Annotated in this window: 16 protein-coding genes and 2 riboswitches; all 16 genes read right to left on the reverse strand. The window is 66.9% G+C overall.

Annotation, left to right across the window (positions count from 1 at the left end; translation table 11 throughout):
* Nucleotides 1–5: 5 nt before the first annotated feature.
* Nucleotides 6–344 carry a hypothetical protein gene (locus tag EBMC1_RS02420; RefSeq protein ID WP_003039984.1) on the reverse strand — a complete coding sequence of 113 codons (339 nt, stop codon included), beginning with the start codon at nucleotides 342–344 and terminating at the stop codon, nucleotides 6–8.
* Entirely contained in the window at nucleotides 344–1,891 is a 1,548-nt protein-coding gene (gene gcvPB, locus EBMC1_RS02425) for an aminomethyl-transferring glycine dehydrogenase subunit GcvPB (protein ID WP_003039987.1), read from the reverse strand. Before gcvPB ends, EBMC1_RS02420 begins: the two co-directional genes overlap by 1 nt.
* On the reverse strand, nucleotides 1,888–3,246 hold the full coding sequence (gene gcvPA / locus EBMC1_RS02430) for an aminomethyl-transferring glycine dehydrogenase subunit GcvPA (RefSeq protein ID WP_003039991.1): 1,359 nt from the start codon (nucleotides 3,244–3,246) through the stop codon (nucleotides 1,888–1,890). Before gcvPA ends, gcvPB begins: the two co-directional genes overlap by 4 nt.
* 3 nt (nucleotides 3,247–3,249) lie before the next feature.
* Complete coding sequence (locus EBMC1_RS02435) at nucleotides 3,250–4,065, reverse strand: glycosyltransferase (protein ID WP_003039994.1); 816 nt, start codon at nucleotides 4,063–4,065, stop codon at nucleotides 3,250–3,252.
* Nucleotides 4,066–4,110: 45 nt separating this feature from the next.
* Nucleotides 4,111–4,482, reverse strand: coding sequence for a glycine cleavage system protein GcvH (gene gcvH, locus EBMC1_RS02440; protein WP_003039997.1), 372 nt, complete (start codon nucleotides 4,480–4,482; stop codon nucleotides 4,111–4,113).
* 3 nt (nucleotides 4,483–4,485) lie between these two features.
* Nucleotides 4,486–5,640, reverse strand: coding sequence for a glycine cleavage system aminomethyltransferase GcvT (gene gcvT, locus EBMC1_RS02445; RefSeq protein WP_003040000.1), 1,155 nt, complete (start codon nucleotides 5,638–5,640; stop codon nucleotides 4,486–4,488).
* A 53-nt stretch (nucleotides 5,641–5,693) separates the two neighbouring features.
* A riboswitch (glycine riboswitch) is annotated at nucleotides 5,694–5,812 on the reverse strand.
* A riboswitch (glycine riboswitch) is annotated at nucleotides 5,813–5,912 on the reverse strand.
* Between the two features lie 59 nt (nucleotides 5,913–5,971).
* Complete coding sequence (locus tag EBMC1_RS02450) at nucleotides 5,972–6,628, reverse strand: NAD(P)H-binding protein (protein ID WP_003040003.1); 657 nt, start codon at nucleotides 6,626–6,628, stop codon at nucleotides 5,972–5,974.
* Nucleotides 6,621–7,793 (reverse strand): deoxyguanosinetriphosphate triphosphohydrolase, encoded by a 1,173-nt coding sequence (locus EBMC1_RS02455; RefSeq protein WP_003040006.1) that lies wholly within the window; start codon nucleotides 7,791–7,793, stop codon nucleotides 6,621–6,623. The genes EBMC1_RS02450 and EBMC1_RS02455 overlap by 8 nt, the downstream gene beginning before the upstream one ends.
* On the reverse strand, nucleotides 7,790–9,532 hold the full coding sequence (locus EBMC1_RS02460) for an SPOR domain-containing protein (protein ID WP_040589156.1): 1,743 nt from the start codon (nucleotides 9,530–9,532) through the stop codon (nucleotides 7,790–7,792). Before EBMC1_RS02460 ends, EBMC1_RS02455 begins: the two co-directional genes overlap by 4 nt.
* Nucleotides 9,533–9,589: 57 nt before the next feature.
* Entirely contained in the window at nucleotides 9,590–11,029 is a 1,440-nt protein-coding gene (gene ftsZ / locus EBMC1_RS02465; protein WP_003040013.1) for a cell division protein FtsZ, read from the reverse strand.
* Nucleotides 11,030–11,181: 152 nt separating this feature from the next.
* Nucleotides 11,182–12,438 (reverse strand): cell division protein FtsA, encoded by a 1,257-nt coding sequence (gene ftsA, locus EBMC1_RS02470; protein WP_003040016.1) that lies wholly within the window; start codon nucleotides 12,436–12,438, stop codon nucleotides 11,182–11,184.
* A 5-nt stretch (nucleotides 12,439–12,443) separates the two neighbouring features.
* Nucleotides 12,444–13,382, reverse strand: coding sequence for a cell division protein FtsQ/DivIB (locus EBMC1_RS02475; RefSeq protein ID WP_003040020.1), 939 nt, complete (start codon nucleotides 13,380–13,382; stop codon nucleotides 12,444–12,446).
* Between the two features lie 10 nt (nucleotides 13,383–13,392).
* A complete protein-coding gene (locus EBMC1_RS02480; RefSeq protein WP_003040023.1) occupies nucleotides 13,393–14,319 on the reverse strand; it encodes a D-alanine--D-alanine ligase in 927 nt (308 codons plus the stop codon).
* Between the two features lie 127 nt (nucleotides 14,320–14,446).
* Nucleotides 14,447–15,346 (reverse strand): UDP-N-acetylmuramate dehydrogenase, encoded by a 900-nt coding sequence (murB, locus tag EBMC1_RS02485; protein ID WP_003040027.1) that lies wholly within the window; start codon nucleotides 15,344–15,346, stop codon nucleotides 14,447–14,449.
* The gene (gene murC / locus EBMC1_RS02490; RefSeq protein WP_003040029.1) at nucleotides 15,343–16,773 is read right to left on the reverse strand and encodes a UDP-N-acetylmuramate--L-alanine ligase; all 1,431 of its coding nucleotides are present in this window, start codon (nucleotides 16,771–16,773) and stop codon (nucleotides 15,343–15,345) included. Before murC ends, murB begins: the two co-directional genes overlap by 4 nt.
* Nucleotides 16,773–17,951 (reverse strand): undecaprenyldiphospho-muramoylpentapeptide beta-N-acetylglucosaminyltransferase, encoded by a 1,179-nt coding sequence (murG, locus tag EBMC1_RS02495; RefSeq protein ID WP_003040031.1) that lies wholly within the window; start codon nucleotides 17,949–17,951, stop codon nucleotides 16,773–16,775. The genes murC and murG overlap by 1 nt, the downstream gene beginning before the upstream one ends.
* Nucleotides 17,952–17,961 lie beyond the last annotated feature (10 nt).

Here is a 17,961-nt window from a genome sequence, read left to right on the forward strand (position 1 = left end):
TCAGATCAGTCCGCGACGCCCAGAAAGAGGATTCCGCCGAACAATGCAACCAGCCCCGCCGACAAAATCAGCAGCGTCATTTGCGCCGCGGCCCGCCGCCGCATCACGACGAAGGCGGTAAGCAGCGCGAAACCCAGCGCGATGAGCGGCGCATAGCCGAACACCCAGTGGTGCGCGAGCGCGCGGCGGGGCCGGACGATTTCCCACTGTTCGGCGACAAGACCGTAGCCGGTTACCGCGGCCAGCCAGATCGCGGCGAAGACGACGAGCGACAAGGCGGCGGCGAGACCGCAGCCGCCCCGGCGCGGCGCGGCCCCGCTTTCATCCTTGCCCGCTGCGCCCATCAATCCTCCCAGCGAAGCACCGGCTTGCGCGCCGCCAGCGTCTCGTCGAGCCGCGCGCGCGGCGCGAAATGCGGCGCCGACTTGAGCGCAGGATCGCCGTTCTTTGCGCGAAGCGCGATGCTGCGCAGCGCGCCGACGAACTGGTCGAGTACCGCCTTCGATTCGGTCTCGGTGGGTTCGACGAGCATCGCGCCGTGCACGACGAGCGGGAAATAGACCGTCATCGGGTGATAGCCTTCGTCGATCAGCCCTTTGGCGATGTCGAGCGTCGAGAAGCCCTCGGCGAGCCCGCGATCGCTGAACAGCGCCTCGTGCATGCACGGCCCCGATGCGGCGAAGGGGGCATCGAGCACATCCTCCAGACTACGCAGGATATAGTTGGCGTTGAGCACCGCATCCTCGGCGACCTGCTTCAGCCCGTCGGCCCCGTGGCTGAGAATATAGGTCAGCGCGCGGGTGAACATGCCCATCTGGCCGTGGAAGGCGGTCATCCGGCCGAAGGTGTCGGGGTGCTCGGCGCCCGCGCTTTCTTCCTCGATCAGCTTGAACGACCCGTCGGCGTAGCGCGCCGAATAGGGGATCGGGCCATAGGGCGCGAGCGCCTTCGACAGCACGACCGGCCCCGAACCGGGACCACCGCCGCCGTGCGGGGTCGAAAAGGTCTTGTGCAGGTTGATGTGCATCGCGTCGATGCCAAGGTCGCCGGGGCGAACCTTGCCGACGATCGCGTTGAAGTTGGCGCCGTCGCAATAGACATAGCCGCCCACCGCGTGCACCGCGTCCGAAATCGCTTTCATGTCGCGTTCGAACAGGCCGCAGGTGTTGGGATTGGTGATCATCACCCCCGCCACATCGGGGCCGAGCCGCGCCTTGAGCGCCGCGAGATCGACGCGGCCTTCGGCGGTCGCCGGAATATCCTCGACCGTGAAGCCGGCAAAGGCGGCGGTCGCGGGATTGGTCCCATGCGCGCTTTCGGGGACGAGCAGCACCCGCCGGTCCTCGCCGCGCGCTTCGAGCGCGGCCTTGATGCACAGGATCCCGCAAAGCTCGCCGTGCGCGCCCGCCTTGGGCGACATGGCGACGCCGTACATACCGGTGAGTTCGATCAACCACACCGCGAGTTCGTTGATGACCGCAAGCGCGCCCTGCACCGTTTCCTGCGGCTGGAGCGGGTGAACATCGGCGAAGCCGGGCATCCGCGCGACCTTTTCGTTGAGGCGCGGATTATGCTTCATCGTGCAGCTGCCAAGCGGGAAAAGGCCGAGGTCGATCGCATAATTCTGGCGCGACAGGCGCGTATAGTGGCGCACCGTTTCGGACTCGCTGAGCCCCGGCAGGCCGATGGGATCGCGGCGCATCAGCGCGCCGAGATCGGCAGCGGGCGCTGCCTCGTCGAAATCGACGCCGGTGGTCGCGGTCGAGCCGATCTCGAAGATCAACGGCTCCTCGAGCATCAGTGCGCGGTTGCCGGTAAAGGTCGCGGTATCGGCGGCACCACCGGCGCCGTGCATTTCGGGGCGCCAGCCGGCGGGGTTGAGCGCGGTCATGCCAGCACCTCCTTCAGCGCCGCGGCAAAGGCGGCGATATCCTCTTCGGTCGCGGTTTCGGTGACGGCGACGACCAGCCCGTTCGCAAGCGCGTCATTGTCAGGATAAAGGCGCCCGAGCGACACGCCGCCGAGCACGCCCTTTTCGGCGAGCTTGTGAACCGTCGCGCGCGCGTCGACGGGCAGCCGCAGCGTGAATTCATTGAAGAAGCCGCTGTTGACGACCGACACACCGGGCACTTGCGCCAGTTCCGCCGCTGCCACCCTGGCGCGCCCGTGGTTGATACCGGCAAGCTGCCGCAACCCCGCTTCGCCGAGCAAGGTCATGTGGATGCTGAAGGCCAACGCGCAAAGCCCTGCATTCGTACAGATATTGCTCGTCGCCTTCTCGCGCCGGATATGTTGCTCGCGCGTCGACAGCGTCAGGACGAAGCCGCGCTTGCCATTGGCATCGACCGTCTCGCCGCACAGCCGCCCCGGCATCTGGCGGACATATTTCGTCTTGCACGCGAACAAACCGACATAAGGGCCACCGAACTGGAGCCCGACGCCAATCGCCTGCCCCTCGCCCACCACGATATCGGCGCCCATCTCGCCCGGCGACTTGATGAGGCCTAGGGCGACGGGTTCGGTCACGACCGCGATCAGCAGCGCGCCGGCGGCCTGACATGCCGCGGCGAGCGCGCTCATGTCGTCGATGCGGCCCAATATGTCGGGATATTGAACGACGACGCAGCTTGTATCCGTGTCGACCGCGGCGGCGAGCACAGCCCAGTCGGTACCAGCCTCCAGCGTCGGGTCGCCGTCGACAAGCTGATCGCCGGTATATTTCGCCATCGTCCGCGCGACGCTGCGATAATGAGGGTGGAGGCCGGTCGAGAGCAGCGCCTTGCCGCGCTTTGTGATGCGCCGCGCCATCACGATCGCTTCCCAGCAAGCGGTCGAGCCGTCGTACATCGACGCATTGGCGACGTCGGTGCCAAACAGACGCGCGACCTGCGTCTGGAACTCGAACAGCATCTGCAGCGTGCCCTGCGCGATTTCGGGCTGATAGGGCGTGTAGGCGGTCAGAAACTCGCCGCGCTGGATCAGATGGTCAACACTCGCCGGCACATGGTGGCGATAGGCGCCCGCACCAAGGAAGAAGGGGCCGTCGCCGGCGGCGCGATTCTGCCGCGCGAGCGCGGCCATATGGCGCTCGACCGCCAGTTCGCTGGCATGGCCGGGCAAGCCGGTGATCGGGCCGTCGAGCCGCGCTTCGGCGGGCACGTCGACGAACAGATCGTCGATCGAGGCAGCGCCCACCGCCGCGAGCATCGCGCTGCGGTCATCGGGCGTGAGGGGGAGATAACGCATGAACTACTCCGTCGAATAAGCTGATTTTATAGCAAGAAGTTGGGCCAGATCGGGAAGCGACCCGGTAAAGATCGCCGGCCCGCTATGTGTGGTCTTCACCCAGGGGGCGAGCCAGATGCGAAGCCCCGCATCGCGCACGCGGCGGCAAAAGGCATAATCGTCCGACAACTGCGCCCGCGTGTCGGGTTCGATCATCGGCAGGAAATAGGCATAGGCCTCCTCGCCGATCCCGTGCGCGGCGCGCTCGGCGGGATCGGTGCGAAAGACCAGTTCGGGATGACGCGCGCGCAGGCTGTCGAACACGTCGCGGCGGATCATCATCATCCCGCTGCCGACCCGCGTCAGTTCGACCAGATCGGTGAGCGCGAAGGATTGGTCGGGATGCAGGAAATGCAGCGCAAACTCCCCCGCAAAGCGCCCGAGCGCCGCCGGATCGGCGTCACCCAGCCCTGCCTTGGCGGCCAGCGCCGCATTGCGCCAGTTGAGCATCCGCCGCGGACAGGCAGCCCCCAGAATCGCGCAATCGTCGCGGCCGACCATCGCGCGCAGCATCGCGAACACATCCTCGGCGCCGAAGTCGATGTCGGCATCGACGAACAGCATGTGGGTGCAGTCGCTTTCCGCGAAGATCGCGGCGAGCATGTCGCGCGCGCGCGTCACCGACGGCTGGTAGAGGATGAACTCGAACCGCACCGTCAGGCCGATCGCCTGCGCCCGCAACGCAAGGTCGAGCAGCGCGCGGACATAGCTACCCTGCGCCCCGTCATAGATGGGCGTCGCCACCATCAGGCGGCAATTGGCAAGCGCAGGGTCCGTCATGGTCTTGCGGCCTTTCCCCCTCCCGCGACCGGAAGGGGTTTGCGATCACAGATCGGCGATGAAATCCTTGTACGCCTGCGCATTCATCAGCCCGTCGAGCTGGCTCTTGTCGCTGAGCGTCATGCGAAAGAACCAGCCTTCGCCTTCGGGGTCCGAATTGACGAGCGCGGGGTCCTCCTCGAGCTGGCCGTTGCCTTCGGTGACGGTGCCATCGACGGGCGCGTAGACATCGCTCGCCGCCTTCACCGATTCAACCACCGCGGCGTCGCCGCCCTTCGACAGTTCGGCGCCGGTGTCGGGAACCTCGACGAAGACGATGTCGCCGAGCTGGCCCTGCGCGAAGTCGGTGATGCCGACCGTCGCGACATCGCCATCGACATCGATCCATTCATGCTCTTCGGTATAAAAACGCGGCATCGATCAGCCTCCCTGTTTGCGCACGTAACGATGTGGAACGAAGGGCATCGGCGTCACCGTCACGGCGACGCGCTTGCCGCGGACTTCGGCGGCGAGCGCCGTGCCGGGCTCGGACAGGCCGGTGGGCACATAGCCCATCGCGATCGGGGCGCCGACGCTCGGCGCAAAACCGCCCGAGGTGACGACGCCGACTTCGCTGTTCCCGTCGAAAATCTTGGCGCCCTCGCGCACCGGCATCTTGCCATCGACGGTCAGGCCGACGCGCTTGCGCGGACTGCCGTCGGCAAGATGGCCGAGGATGCGCGCGGCGCCCGGAAAGCCGCCTTCTTCGCGGCGGCGCTTGCTGATCGCAAAGGCCAGATCGCCCTCGACGGGGTCGATGCCCTCGTCGAGGTCATGGCCGTAGAGCGGCAATCCCGCTTCGAGCCGCAGCGAATCGCGCGCGCCGAGGCCGATCGGCTTTACCGCCTCCTGCGCGCACAGCGCATCGGCGAGGGCCGAGACGTCGCTCGCCGGCACCGAAATTTCGAACCCGTCTTCTCCGGTATAGCCCGAACGGCTGATCCCCAGCGGCACGTCGCCCCACAGATAGGGGCCGGCCTGCATGAAGACGAGGCGGTCGACGGGAAGAATGTCGGGAAATTCGGGAACCACGCCGAGCGCCGTCAGCGCGGCCGCGGCCTTTGGCCCCTGAAGCGCGAGCAGCGCCTGTTCGTCGAGCAGGTTCATCTCGATCTCGTCGGGCAGATGTTCGCGCAGATGCGCGATGTCGTCCCACTTCACCGCGCCGTTGACGACCATGTAGAGGCCATGCCCCGTATTGGTGATCATCAGATCGTCGAGGATGCCGCCATCGTCGGCGAGCAGCAGCGAATAGCGCATCCGCCCCGGCTTCAACGCCGAAATATCGCCCGGAACCAGCGCTTCGAGCGCTTCGGCGGCGCCTTCACCGCTGAACACGAGCTGTCCCATGTGGCTGACGTCGAACAGGCCCGCATTGTCGCGCGTCCACAGATGTTCGGCCATGATGCCGTCATACTGGATCGGCATGTGATAGCCGGCGAATTCGACCATCCGCGCGCCCCTTGCACGGTGCCAGGCGTCGAGCGGCAGCGATTCGATCGCGACCGTTTCGCCCATTTCTTCGGTTTCGCTCATATCGGCCTCCCGTCGTTGACATGACGCGGCACGGCCCGATGCCGTTCCTTCGCCATGCCCCCTCTGTCACGGGAACCTGAGAGTTTTCGTCCATACGCCCGCCCTGACGGACCGGCATGGAGTTACCCCTTCGGTGGTCCGGGCGTGGCCGAACGCTTTCCAGAGTGTCCGTTCCAGCCGCGCGGTCCGTTGACCTGAGAGTTTCCGGGGCGGTTGCTCCTTCGGTGGCGACGGCCGGTTTCCCTGCCCCCGCGCTCTCCCGCGTGGCCGGTCGAATCTCTATGACGAGGCTCGACAGACGCCCGAGCCTTGGCGCTCGCCTTCGGCAGAGTCAATCGGCGAGCTGTTGCATCGCATCATTTTCGTGGACGAACTGCCCTGGCACCGCGAGCGACGCCGCCGCCACGATCGCGCGCGCCACCGTTTCGGCCGGGATCGAGCGATAGCGGCGCAGCGATCCGTGCAGCAGCGCGTCGGTGAACGGCGCGGCCAGCATCGCCAGCCCCTCGCCGATCCGCGTCGGTCCCTGTCGGTCGCCGGTGAGCAAGCCGGGGCGCATCAGGTCGAGCCGCAGGAAATTCAGCGCGCGCAGCGCCTCCTCCACCTCACCCTTCGTCCGCAGATAGAAATTGGCGCTATGCGCCGCCGCGCCGACGCTGCTGACCGCGATCATGTGCGCGGTCCCCGCCGCCTTTGCCGCACGGGCGCAGGCGAGCAGCAGATCATGATCGACCGCGCGAAACGCGTCCTGCGACCCCGCCTGGCGGACCGTGGTGCCGAGGCAGGAGATCAATATCCCGGGACGCTCCGCCGCGATGATCTCGGCCCATTCGCCCGGATCGGCGGTCACGGCGCGGTGGCTCGCCCCCGCCTCGACCGGACGGCGCGCCAGCAAGGTCAGTGGCAGGGCATGGCCGCAGCGGGCAACCGCCTGTCCGACAAGCCCCGTCGCTCCGATCAGAAGCGCGCGGGGCGCGGCATCAGACATGCGCCAGCGCCTCGGGCACCGCGGCACGCCCATTTATCTCTGCAAAGCGATCGATCGCGAATCGGTCGGTCATCCCGGCAATATAGTCGCCGATGTGGCGCACCGTCGCCCCGTCCGTATCGGGCAGCCGCGATGCCCATTCCTCGCCCATCAGCGCAGGATCATCCCTGTAGGCCGCAAACAGCCCCGATACGACGGTGCGCGCCGCGTCGGCGGCGGCGATCTGCGACGGATGGTGATAGAGGTTCGCATACATGAAGCGTTTGAGATCGCGTTCCTGCCGCGCCAGCGTTTCCGAAAAGCCGCCGAGCGTGCGGCCCGCCGCGCGCACTTCCGCTACGCTCTCCACCCCCGCATCGGCGACGTTGGCCTTGGTCGCGGCGATCACGTCGTTGACCATCACGCCGATCTGGTCGCGCACCAACTCGCGCAGCAACCGGTCGCGCGGCGCGCCCGGAAAGCGGGCTTCGACGAGGCGGAAATTGTCGGCAACGAAGGGCTGCGCCATCAACTGGTCGATCGTCAGCAGTCCCGCGCGCAGGCCGTCGTCGATATCGTGATTGTCGTACGCGATGTCGTCGGCGACCGCCGCCACCTGCGCTTCCAGGCTGGCATGGCTCGTCAGGTCGAGCGGAAATTCGGCGTCGATTTCCGCCAATGCCCAGCCGGGGTGACGCACCGGACCATTGTGCTTCGCCAACCCCTCCAGCGTTTCCCACGTCAGATTGATGCCATCGAAGCGCGGATAGGGACATTCGAGCCGCGCGAGCGTGCGCAGCGTGTGCCCATTATGATCGAACCCGCCATGCGCGATCATCGCGGCTTTCAGCGCGTCCTCGCCCGCATGGCCGAAGGGCGGGTGACCGATGTCATGGGCAAGGCACAAGGCCTCGGTCAGATCTTCGTTCAGCCCCAGCGCCCGGGCGATACCGCGACCGATCTGCGCGACTTCGATGCTGTGCGTCAGCCGGACGCGATAATGGTCGCCGTCGGGCGCTACGAAGACCTGCGTCTTGTGACGCAGTCGGCGGAAAGCGATCGAATGGATGATGCGGTCGCGGTCGCGCTGAAAGGCATCGCGCGGCCCGCGCACGACGCGGCCCGGTTCGTCATGGCGGCGTCCGCGTGTCGCCCTGGGGTCGCTCGCACAGGCCGACAACGTCATTTGAAGAGATCGACCTCCTGCCCCGCATCGCTGGTGAAGACGAAGCCGTCGCCGCCCGCCTTCTTATATTGCGCGAGCCAGTCGGCAGCCGCCTTCTTGTCCTTGAACGGCCCCACGAGCAGGCGGCGGGTGCGGCCCCATTCGGTCGAGCCGCCATCCTTGCCCTTGAACAGCGCGGCATTCTTTTTGGCGAAGCGGTTGAAATCGAAGGCGAGCGCCTTCTGGTTCGACCCCGCCGCGACTTGCACCCAGATGCGCGAGGGATTGGCCTTTTTCTTCGCGGCCTCTTCCTTCGCCTTGGCGTCGGCCTCTGCCTTGGCCTTGGCCGCGGCTTCTTCCTTTTCGCGCTTTGCCGCTTCGGCGGCGTCTGCCTTGCGCTTGTCCTCGACCAACTTGGCAAGCGTATCGGCGCCGACCGCGCCGCTGGTGCGCTCCAGCTCTTCGGGCGGAATCTCGATCGAGCTGACGATCTGCGCCAACGAGGCGAGCGGAGCCGCCGCACTGGGCGCTGGCGTGGTCGTCGCCGACGGCGGCGCAGCGGCAGCGGCCGGCGGCTGGCCGACATCGCTCAGCGAGAAGCCCGGACCGACCGGACCGGCACCGCTGTTTACCGCGACGCCCACCGGTTGAGCCGCCGCTGGCGCCGGTGTCGGCGCGGGAGGCTTCGCTGCCGGGACGGACGGTGTATCGGCACGGCGCACCGGCACGGCGGCCGGCGGCTGCGCCAAGGTCGGTGCTGGCGTGGGCGCAGGTGTTGGCTTCGGGGTCGGCGTCGGAGCCGGTCGCGTCACCGGTGGCGGCGTGGCGGTGGCCACCTGCACCGGCTTGCCCTTGTCGCCGCGCCGTTTGCTCGGCGTCGAAGTCGGGGAAGGCGCCGGTGTCGGGGCCGGAGCGGCTGCAGCCACCTGCACGGGCTTGCGCACCGGGCCAAGTTCGCCGGCCGGGAAGCGCCCGAAATGCGCGGCGGCGGCCTGCTGCGCCGGATTGAGCCGGTCCATCTGGGTCAGATAGGGCAAAATGCTCTGCGCCAGCAGCGCCGGCATCGTCGCCTTGACGATCTCGGCCGCCTCGTCGTTGCGGCCGTTGATTGCGAGGATCATCGCGCGCGACCGCCATGCGGCACGGTCCTGGGTACGAAGCTGCGGCGTGAGGAGCTGAATCGCGCGGTCGGCTTGCCCCGTGATGCCGAGCGAGATCGCATAGCGGCGGATCACTTCGTCGCTCGGCGCGATCGAGAGGGCGAGTTGATAATCGCGCTGCGCCGCATCCTGCTGGCCCAGCAAATCGCGCGCAAGCCCGCGGTCGGCAAGGAACAGTCGCTCGGGGGCACCGAGAAGCTGCGCCTCGCCGAAATAGTCGAGCGCCCGCGACGGCTTTTCGAGATGGAGCATCGCCGACCCGAGCGCCGCCTTGACCGCGCCGTCGCGCGGACTCGCTTGCTCGGCACGGGTCAGGAAACCGAGCGCGGCGCGATAATCCTCCAGCTCGATCGAGGCGCGTCCGGCATCAAGCAGCGCGGCGCTGTCGGTGGCGTTCGAGGCGAGCCGAGCGATCGCCGACGACAGCATCGTCCTCGCGGCGGTGCGCTTTTCCATCGCCGCCTTGGTGGCCGCATCGGGTGGCGTCACCTGAAATGCATGCGCCGCCGCAAACGGTGCGGCAGAGAGGAACAGCAGGCCGAGCGCGCCGACATGAAGTCGAACGCGCCGCGGCCCCGCCGTCAATATGGATCGCCGCATGGGCAAATCATCCCGTGTTCGGGCCGCCTGCCCATCGGGCGGCCGCGATGAACCCTGTTACTGGTTGTTCTGACGGCCCAGGAAGCGCGGAATATCGACCCCGTCTTCCTTTTCGCCTTCTTCGGCAGGGGCCGAACCGCCACGCGACAGGCGCGACATGCGTTCGAACAAGGTGCCGCCACCGATCGGGCGTGCCGGTTCGGCCGCGGGGGCCGGGTCGGCAGCTGGCGCGGGCGCCGGTTCGGGTGCATCGAGTACGAGCTCATCGCTGGTATCGTCATAGGTCGCGGCGACCTGCGACAATTCCATCGGTTCTTCCTCGGCCGGCGCCGACACTTCGGCCGCGGGGGCATCGCCCAGCGAGAAGCCCGGTGCGGGGTCGGTGTCGACTTCGGGTTCCGCGGCTTCGACCGGTGCTTCCACAGCCGCCGCCTCAACCGGCTCCTCGGCAAAGGGCGCTGGGGCCGGGCTACGCGCGGGCGCGAAGGAGAAGCTGCGCGCTGCCGGTGCGGCCGGAGCCGCCGCATCACCCGAACCGTCGATGCCGGTCGCGACGACCGATACGCGAATCTTGCCTTCCAGCCCTTCGTTGAAAGCGCTGCCCCAGATGATGTTCGCATCGGGATCGACAAGCTCGCGAATATGGTTCGCGGCCTCGTCGACCTCCATCAGGCGCATGTCTTCGCCGCCGGTAATCGAGATGATGACGCCCTTCGCGCCCGCCATCGACACGCCGTCGAGCAGCGGGTTGGCGATCGCCTTTTGCGCGGCTTCGAGCGCGCGGCCGTCGCCTTCGGCTTCGCCGGTGCCCATCATCGCCTTGCCCATTTCGCGCATCACGCTGCGCACGTCGGCAAAGTCGAGGTTGATGAGGCCGGGCATGACCATCAGATCGGTGATACCGCGCACTCCCTGCTGGAGCACTTCATCCGCCATGGTGAAGGCTTCCTTGAAGGTCGTGTTCGGGTTGGCGACCAGGAAGAGATTCTGGTTGGGAATGACGATCAGCGTGTCGACATGGTCCTGAAGCTCGGCAATGCCGGCCTCGGCCGACCGCATGCGGCGGTTGCCTTCGAAGGTGAAGGGCTTGGTCACGACGCCGACGGTCAGAATGCCACGGTCGCGGGCCGCCTTGGCGATGACCGGAGCCGCACCGGTGCCCGTGCCGCCGCCCATGCCGGCCGCGACGAAGCACATATGCGCGCCGTTCAGCGCCTCTTCGACCTGCGCGATGCTTTCCTCGGCCGCCGCCCGGCCCACTTCGGGACGCGAACCCGCACCCAGACCCTGGGTGATCTGCGTTCCGAGCTGGATGCGACGCTCCGCCGGCGAGGCGTTGAGCGCCTGCGCGTCGGTGTTGGCGACGACGAAATCGACGCCCTCGACCTTCGCCGCGATCATGTTCGCGATGGCATTGCCCCCCGCGCCGCCCACGCCGATCACGGCGATACGCGGCTTCAGTTCATCGACCTGCGGCGGGCCAATATTGATGCTCATCAACCAATCTCCCTGTAGCGGCGGACCAACGCCGCTTCCCTCACCTTGCGACCCATTCGGGCGGTAGTCCGGCCGCCCGTCATTGATTTATCGCATTGCACTATTGTGACGCCGGAATCACCCAAAAAATTAACCTTTCGCGCAACCGCGCGTCAGAAACTGCTCTTCAGCGCGGTGATAAGTCGGTTGATGATCGACGACCCCTTGGGACGGTACACATCCTGCGCCATCGTGGGCAGGTCGCGCAGATCCACGGGATCGGATGCGGCATAAAGAACCAGACCGGCAAGCGTCGCGAAAGCCGGTCCCGAATGGGCATCGGGCAAGCCGTGCAAGCCGCGCGGTCGCCCGACGCGCGCCGCCCGGCCGAGTGCGATCTGGGTATAATCGGCGATGCCTTTCAGATCGGCGCCGCCGCCGACGAGCACGACCTGACGGCCGATCGGGCCGACGAAGTGAAGATCCTTCAGCGTCCGTCCGATGTCGCCCATCATCTGGTCGAGCCGCTGACGGATGACCGAGATCAGCTGCGCGCGCGTGATGCGCGGCGCATCGCTGCCCGCGGGCGCGCCGGGATCGAGTTCGATCAAATCATTGTTGTCGCGCGGGCTGGCCGAGGCCGAGCCGTAGAAGCTCTGCAGCCGCTGCGCCTGGCTGCGCCGGATACCGAAGGCCGAGGCGATGTCGTCGGTGATGTCGCTTGCCCCGAACGGCAGCGAAACCATCTCGACGAGCATTCCGCCTGCATAGAGCGACACCGTCGTCACCGCCGCGCCGAGCTCGACAAGCGCCACGCCAAGATCGCGTTCCTCTTCCGACAGGCAGGCGAGCCCCGCCGCGATCGGCGAGGCGACCACCGCATTGACATCGAGATGCGCCTGCCGCACCGCGGCTTCCAGATTTCGTACCGGGGCGCCGTCGGCCATAATGATGTGGATGTCGACGCCCAGCCGGTCGGCGTGCAGCCCGATCGGATTCTTGACGCCGGTCAGCCCGTCGAGCGTGTAGAGCGCCGGCTGCGCGTGCAGGATCATCCGCCCTTCGGGATCGATCCCCGCGCGCCCGGCTGCGAGCAGATCGTCAATATCTTCCTGTTCGATGCGGTGACCGCCCAATTCGCTCTCGATCGGGGCGACGTCGCTCAAGAGGCTGCCCGCCGAGAAGCTGACCCAGACATCGTCGATATTGAGACCCGCGATACGCTCGGCCTGTTCGATCGCCTCGCGCACGATATGCTCGGTCTGCTCCATGTCGGCGACATAGCCGCGCTGGACGCCGCGGCTTTCGCGCTGGCCGGTGCCGAGCACGTGCAACTGCCCGTCGGCGGTCTGGCCCGCGATGAGCGCACAGACCTTCCACGACCCGACATCGAGCGCGGTGATAATCTTTTCGATGCGCGGCGGCGCCATCGCTTCTATCCCTCGTTCGCCTGACCCGCCGACACCGCGTCGGCGGCGGCACGCGCGTCGTCGATCTTCGACGGCGCCACCTGCCCTTCGTGCGGCATGCGTAGCACGAAACGGCTGGGATCGCGCATGTCGAAACGCAGGATACCGCGGCCAAGGAGGCGGTTTGCCCCGTCCATGTGCGCGAATTTCGCGAGCGCCGCCTTCGCTTCGGCATCGCCTTCGGGCAGCGACAGCGTTTCGCCGCTGCGGAAGCGCAGATCCCAGCGGCGGTTGCCGACCCAGGTCGCGCCCGCGAGCAGTTCCTTGAGCGAACTGGCCTCGGCGAGCAGCGCGTCGAGATCCTGCGCGCGCCGGTTGGCATTGGGGCCGATGACGAGCGGCAGGTCGGGCATGGTCGCGACCGTCACGGGTTCGAGGACGACCCCGCTGTCGTCGATCAGCGACAACCGACCGTCATTTTGCCAGATTGCCGCCGGGGTGCGCTCGACGATATCGACGACCAGCGTGTCGGGCAGGCGGCGCGACACGCGCGCATCCTTGATCCAGCCGTACTGCATCAGGTCGCGGCGCACATCGTCAAGCTCGACCGCGGCCATCGAGCGGTCCTTCTGCGCCAGCGCGATATCATAGACCTTCAGCCGGTCGATGCGATCCGCACCGACCACTTCGACCTTCTTTACCTGAAATCCGGCGCGTCCGACCGCCTGCGCCCACTCTTCGTGAATTTTCGCGGTCACGCCCGTCACCTCGGCACCGAGCACCAGCACGCCCGCCAGGCCGATACCGATCGTCCAGTTGGCGACGCGCTGAAGCTGCGCCGGGCTGATCGGCAAGGCGTTGATGACCATGTTGAGGCGCGACTGCTTGACCGACCGGCGCCTTTTGGGCGCGCGCGACGGACGGCGCGGCGGCGTCTTCGCGCGTTTGATCCTGGTGCTGCTCATGCTCCGCTGCTCATGCCAATGCTTCCCCCACGATGCGTTCGACGAGTTCGGCATAGTCCATGCCGATGGCGCGCGCCTGTTCCGGCACGAGGCTGAGCGGTGTCATCCCCGGCTGCGTATTGACCTCGAGCAGGAAAATACCCGCAAGCCCATGCTCGTCGTCCCAGCGAAAATCGGAACGCGACGCGCCCTTGCAGCCGAGCAGGCGATGCGCCTCGACCGCCAGATGCTTCATCCGCTGCGCAACGTCGGCGGGGACATCGGCAGGACAGACATGTTCGGTCAGACCGTCAGTATATTTGGCGTCATAGTCGTAGAATCCCGACTTCACGCGCAGTTCGGTGACACCGAGCGCCTCATCGCCGAGTACCGCGACCGTCAGTTCGCGCCCCTTGATGAAGGGCTCGGCGAGCAGCCGGTCGAACTCCTGCCACGGCCCCACCGCTTCGCGCGCAATCGGGTTGCCGTAGTTGCTGTCGTCCTTGACGATCGCGACGCCGACCGACGACCCTTCGTTGACGGGTTTCAGGACATAGGGGCGCGGCAGGGGATCGGCTGAAAACAGATTTTCGCTGTCGACCATCGTCCCCGTCGGCATGGGAATACCATGCGGCACCAGCGCCTGTTTCGTCAATTCCTTGTCGATCGCGATAACCGACGTGACGAGCCCGCTGTGGGTGTATTTGAGGCCCATCAGGTCGAGCATGCCCTGCACGGTGCCGTCTTCGCCCGGAACGCCGTGGAGGGCGTTGAAGACGACATCGGGCCGCGCTTCGGCAAGCCGCAAAGCGACTTCGCGGTCCATGTCGATGCGCGTGACCCTGTGCCCGCGGCTTTCCAGCGCGTCGGCAACGCCCTTGCCGCTCATCAGCGACACTTCGCGTTCGGCGGACCAGCCGCCCATCAGGACAGCGACATGCCAGGGGCCGCGGGTCATGCTTTAACTCCAATATTCAAAACCGTTTGTCCTGAGCTTGTCGAAGGACCGTTCTTGTCTTTCGACGTCCAAAAAGAAGAACGGTGCTTCGACAAGCTCAGCACGAACGAGGAGAGGTGAGGCGCCCTCACTTCGCCACTCCCACGCGTTGTATCTCCCATTGCAGTTCCACGCCGCTCTTCGCCTTCACCCGGCGGCGGACTTCCTCGCCGAGCGCTTCGATATCGGCGCTCGTCGCCGCACCGGTGTTGATCAGGAAATTGGTATGCTTCTCGCTCACCTGCGCGCCGCCGATGGCGAAACCGCGGCAACCGGCCTCATCGACAAGCTGCCACGCCTTGTGACCGTCGGGGTTCTTGAAGGTCGATCCGCCGGTCTTCGAACGCAGCGGCTGCGACGCCTCGCGGCTCGCCGAGATACGGTCCATTTCGGCCTGGATGGCTTCGGGTTCACCCGGACGCCCGCGAAAGGTCGCTCCGATCACGACAGCGCCCTCGGGCAATTCGCTGTGGCGATAGGTGTAGCCGAGATCGGCAAGCGGCAAGGTCCGGCGCTCGCCCGAGCGCAAGACGATGTCGGCTTCGACCAATATGTCCTTGACCTCGCTGCCATAAGCGCCGCCGTTCATCCGCACGAAGCCGCCAACGGTGCCGGGGATCGACCGCAGGAACTCCATCCCCGCGATCCCTGCGTCGCGCGCGGTCGACGAGACGAGGATGCCCGAGGCACCGCCTCCGCAGCGCAAGCTGGTCGCGTCGACAGCTTCGACCTTAGCAAAGGCCTTGCCGAGCCGGACGACGACGCCCGGAAAGCCGCCGTCGCGAACGATGAGGTTCGAGCCAAGGCCGAGTGCCATCACCGGAATCGCGGGATCGAGGTCGCGCAGGAAACCGGCAAGATCATCCGCGTCCTTCGGCTCGAACAGCCAGTCGGCAGGACCGCCTGACTTGAACCAGACGAGCGGCGCCAGCGGCGCCTTTGCGGTTAGCTTGCCGCGGACCGCCGGAAGCGTATCGGCGGTGCTCATACCGCCTCCACCGCGCTCGCCAGCCCCGCCGCCATCTTGGTGATGTCGCCTGCGCCGAGGCAGATGATCATGTCGCCCGCGCCGAGCGTTCCGGTGCGGATCGCGTCGGCGATCGTTGCAGCGAGCGTGCCGGCGTCGGCAACGGTCGACGCATGGCGATGGCCGCGGTCGCGCAGCCCCTGCGCCAGCGCATCCGACGACACGCCCTCGATCGGGCTTTCGCCCGCTGCATAAACGGGCAGTGCGAGCACCATGTCGGCGTCGTTAAAGGCCTGCTGGAAATCGTCCATATGGTCGCGCAGGCGGGTAAAACGATGCGGCTGGACGACCGCGACGACGCGCCCCGCCCCCGCCCCTTCGCGCGCGGCAGAGAGAACGGCGCGGATCTCGACCGGGTGATGAGCGTAATCGTCGATCACCGTTACGACTCCACCTTCGGCCGCAATCTCGCCGACCTTGGTGAAGCGGCGCTTGACCCCGGCGAAGCCGTTGAAGCCCGACGCGATCTTGTCGTCGCTGACGCCCATATGCAGCGCGACCGCAATCGCGGCGAGCGCATTCTGGACATTGTGGCGACCCGACATCGGCAAATGAATGCCCTCGATCGTCCGGCTATTGCCGTCGCGGTCGCGCACGACGACGTCGAAGCGATTGCCGTCGGGCCCCGGTGTCACATTGGTGCCGCGCACATCGGCCTGCGCCGAAAAGCCATAGGTGACGATGCGGCGGTCGCGGATGCGCGGGATGATCGCCTGCACCTCGGGATGGTCGAGGCAGAGCATCGCGGCACCATAGAAGGGCACATTCTCGATAAACTCGACGAAGGCGTCCTTGATCGCGTCGAAACTGCCGTAGTGATCGAGATGTTCGGGATCGATGTTGGTGACGACCGCGATCGTCCCGTCGAGGCGCAGGAAGCTGCCATCGCTCTCGTCGGCCTCGACCACCATCCAGTCCGACGCGCCGAGCCGTGCGTTCGAGCCGTAATTGTTGATGATGCCGCCGTTGATGACGGTCGGGTCGATCCCGCCCGCATCGAGCAAGGCGGCGACCAGGCTGGTCGTCGTCGTCTTGCCGTGCGTCCCCGCGATCGCGACGGTGGATTTGAGGCGCATCAGCTCGGCGAGCATTTCGGCGCGGCGGACGATCGGGATGCGGTGCGCGAGCGCGGCCTCGACCTCGGGGTTGCCGCGCTTCACCGCAGTCGAGGTCACAACCACGGCGACGCCATCGACGTTCGCGGCTTCGTGCCCGATCGCGACTTTGATGCCGCGTTTGCGCAGGCCCTCGACAACATAGCTGTCAGCGATGTCGCTGCCCTGCACCTGATAGCCGAGGTTGTGCATCACCTCTGCGATGCCCGACATGCCGATGCCGCCGATGCCGATGAAGTGGATGATACCTATATCGGTCGCGACGCCGCGCATCAGTTCGCCTCCCGCCGCGCGGCGGCGACACCCGAAGCGGCGCGCTGCGTGCTGGCACCGACGCGGATGACGTCCATCATCGGCGGCGCGGCAAAGCTTTCGACAAGGTCGGCAAGGTCGCGGGTCGCATCGGGCAGGCCGCAGTTCGCCGCCCGGTCGGCAGCCTCTTCGAGCGCGCCGGGTTCGAGCGCCATGCGCTGGATATGCTTGGCGAGCGCAGCGGGATTGAAATCGCTCTGCTGGATCGAGATCGCGCCACCCGCCGCGACGAGATCGCCGACATTATAGGTCTGGTGATCGTCCATCGCGTGCGGATAGGGCACGAAAACCGCCGGCCTGCCCGCACAGGCCAGTTCGGCGACGGTCGACGCCCCCGCCCGCGCGATGACGAGATGCGCCCAGCGCAGCCGCTCGGGAAAGTCGGTGATATAGGGAGCGCACTCGGCCGCGACCCCGAGCGCGGCATATTTGGCGCGCACCGTTTCGATGTCGGCCTCGCGGCACTGCTGGACGACCTGCAACCGGTCGAGCAGCGCGCGCGGCAGCATGGCGACGGCGGCGGGAACGACGTCGCTCAGCACCGTCGCACCCAGGCTGCCGCCGACAACGAGCACGCGAACGATGCCGTCCTCGGGCAGCGGCGGATAGCCGTCCTCGCGGATCGCGATAATTTCCTCGCGCACCGGATTGCCGATCAGGTGGCGCTTGTCGGCACAGGCGGACGGGAAACGGCGGATATGATGGTAGGCGACCGCAATCGCATCGACCCGTCCCGCCATCAGCCGGTTGGTGCGGCCCAGCACGGCATTTTGTTCGTGGATGACGCTGGGCGTCTTGGTCGCGCGCGCCGCGAGCAGGCTGGGCAACGACGGATAGCCGCCGAAGCCGACGACCACCGCCGGGTCGAAATCGCGGATCAGGTCGATCGCCATCGCGCGCCCCTTGCGGATCGCCAGCGCCGCCTTCACCCAGCCGACGGGACCGCCCTGAACGCGCCCGGCAGGCAGAACATGCGTTTCCAGCTCGGCCGGCGCGCCCGGAATCCTGAGGCCGCGGTCGTCGCTGACCAGCGCGACGCGGTGCCCGCGCGCGATCAGTTCACCCGCCAGCGCATAAGCGGGCAGCATATGGCCGCCGGTGCCTCCGGCGGCGAGTAGATAGTGGCGCGTCGCGGTCATGGCCGGGCCG

The organism is Sphingopyxis sp. MC1 (genome assembly GCF_000371385.1).
In the GTDB taxonomy this organism is placed as follows: domain Bacteria; phylum Pseudomonadota; class Alphaproteobacteria; order Sphingomonadales; family Sphingomonadaceae; genus Sphingopyxis; species Sphingopyxis terrae.

Excerpts from the sequence above, each read along its gene's own strand:
- EBMC1_RS02420 (WP_003039984.1), bottom strand. The coding sequence starts at position 344 with ATGGGCGCAGCGGGCAAGGATGAAAGCGGGGCCGCGCCGCGCCGGGGC.
- gcvPB (WP_003039987.1), bottom strand. The coding sequence starts at position 1,891 with ATGACCGCGCTCAACCCCGCCGGCTGGCGCCCCGAAATGCACGGCGCC.
- gcvPA (WP_003039991.1), bottom strand. The coding sequence starts at position 3,246 with ATGCGTTATCTCCCCCTCACGCCCGATGACCGCAGCGCGATGCTCGCG.
- EBMC1_RS02435 (WP_003039994.1), bottom strand. The coding sequence starts at position 4,065 with ATGACGGACCCTGCGCTTGCCAATTGCCGCCTGATGGTGGCGACGCCC.
- gcvH (WP_003039997.1), bottom strand. The coding sequence starts at position 4,482 with ATGCCGCGTTTTTATACCGAAGAGCATGAATGGATCGATGTCGATGGC.
- gcvT (WP_003040000.1), bottom strand. The coding sequence starts at position 5,640 with ATGAGCGAAACCGAAGAAATGGGCGAAACGGTCGCGATCGAATCGCTG.
- EBMC1_RS02450 (WP_003040003.1), bottom strand. The coding sequence starts at position 6,628 with ATGTCTGATGCCGCGCCCCGCGCGCTTCTGATCGGAGCGACGGGGCTT.
- EBMC1_RS02455 (WP_003040006.1), bottom strand. The coding sequence starts at position 7,793 with ATGACGTTGTCGGCCTGTGCGAGCGACCCCAGGGCGACACGCGGACGC.
- EBMC1_RS02460 (WP_040589156.1), bottom strand. The coding sequence starts at position 9,532 with ATGCGGCGATCCATATTGACGGCGGGGCCGCGGCGCGTTCGACTTCAT.
- ftsZ (WP_003040013.1), bottom strand. The coding sequence starts at position 11,029 with ATGAGCATCAATATTGGCCCGCCGCAGGTCGATGAACTGAAGCCGCGT.
- ftsA (WP_003040016.1), bottom strand. The coding sequence starts at position 12,438 with ATGGCGCCGCCGCGCATCGAAAAGATTATCACCGCGCTCGATGTCGGG.
- EBMC1_RS02475 (WP_003040020.1), bottom strand. The coding sequence starts at position 13,382 with ATGAGCAGCACCAGGATCAAACGCGCGAAGACGCCGCCGCGCCGTCCG.
- EBMC1_RS02480 (WP_003040023.1), bottom strand. The coding sequence starts at position 14,319 with ATGACCCGCGGCCCCTGGCATGTCGCTGTCCTGATGGGCGGCTGGTCC.
- murB (WP_003040027.1), bottom strand. The coding sequence starts at position 15,346 with ATGAGCACCGCCGATACGCTTCCGGCGGTCCGCGGCAAGCTAACCGCA.
- murC (WP_003040029.1), bottom strand. The coding sequence starts at position 16,773 with ATGCGCGGCGTCGCGACCGATATAGGTATCATCCACTTCATCGGCATC.
- murG (WP_003040031.1), bottom strand. The coding sequence starts at position 17,951 with ATGACCGCGACGCGCCACTATCTACTCGCCGCCGGAGGCACCGGCGGC.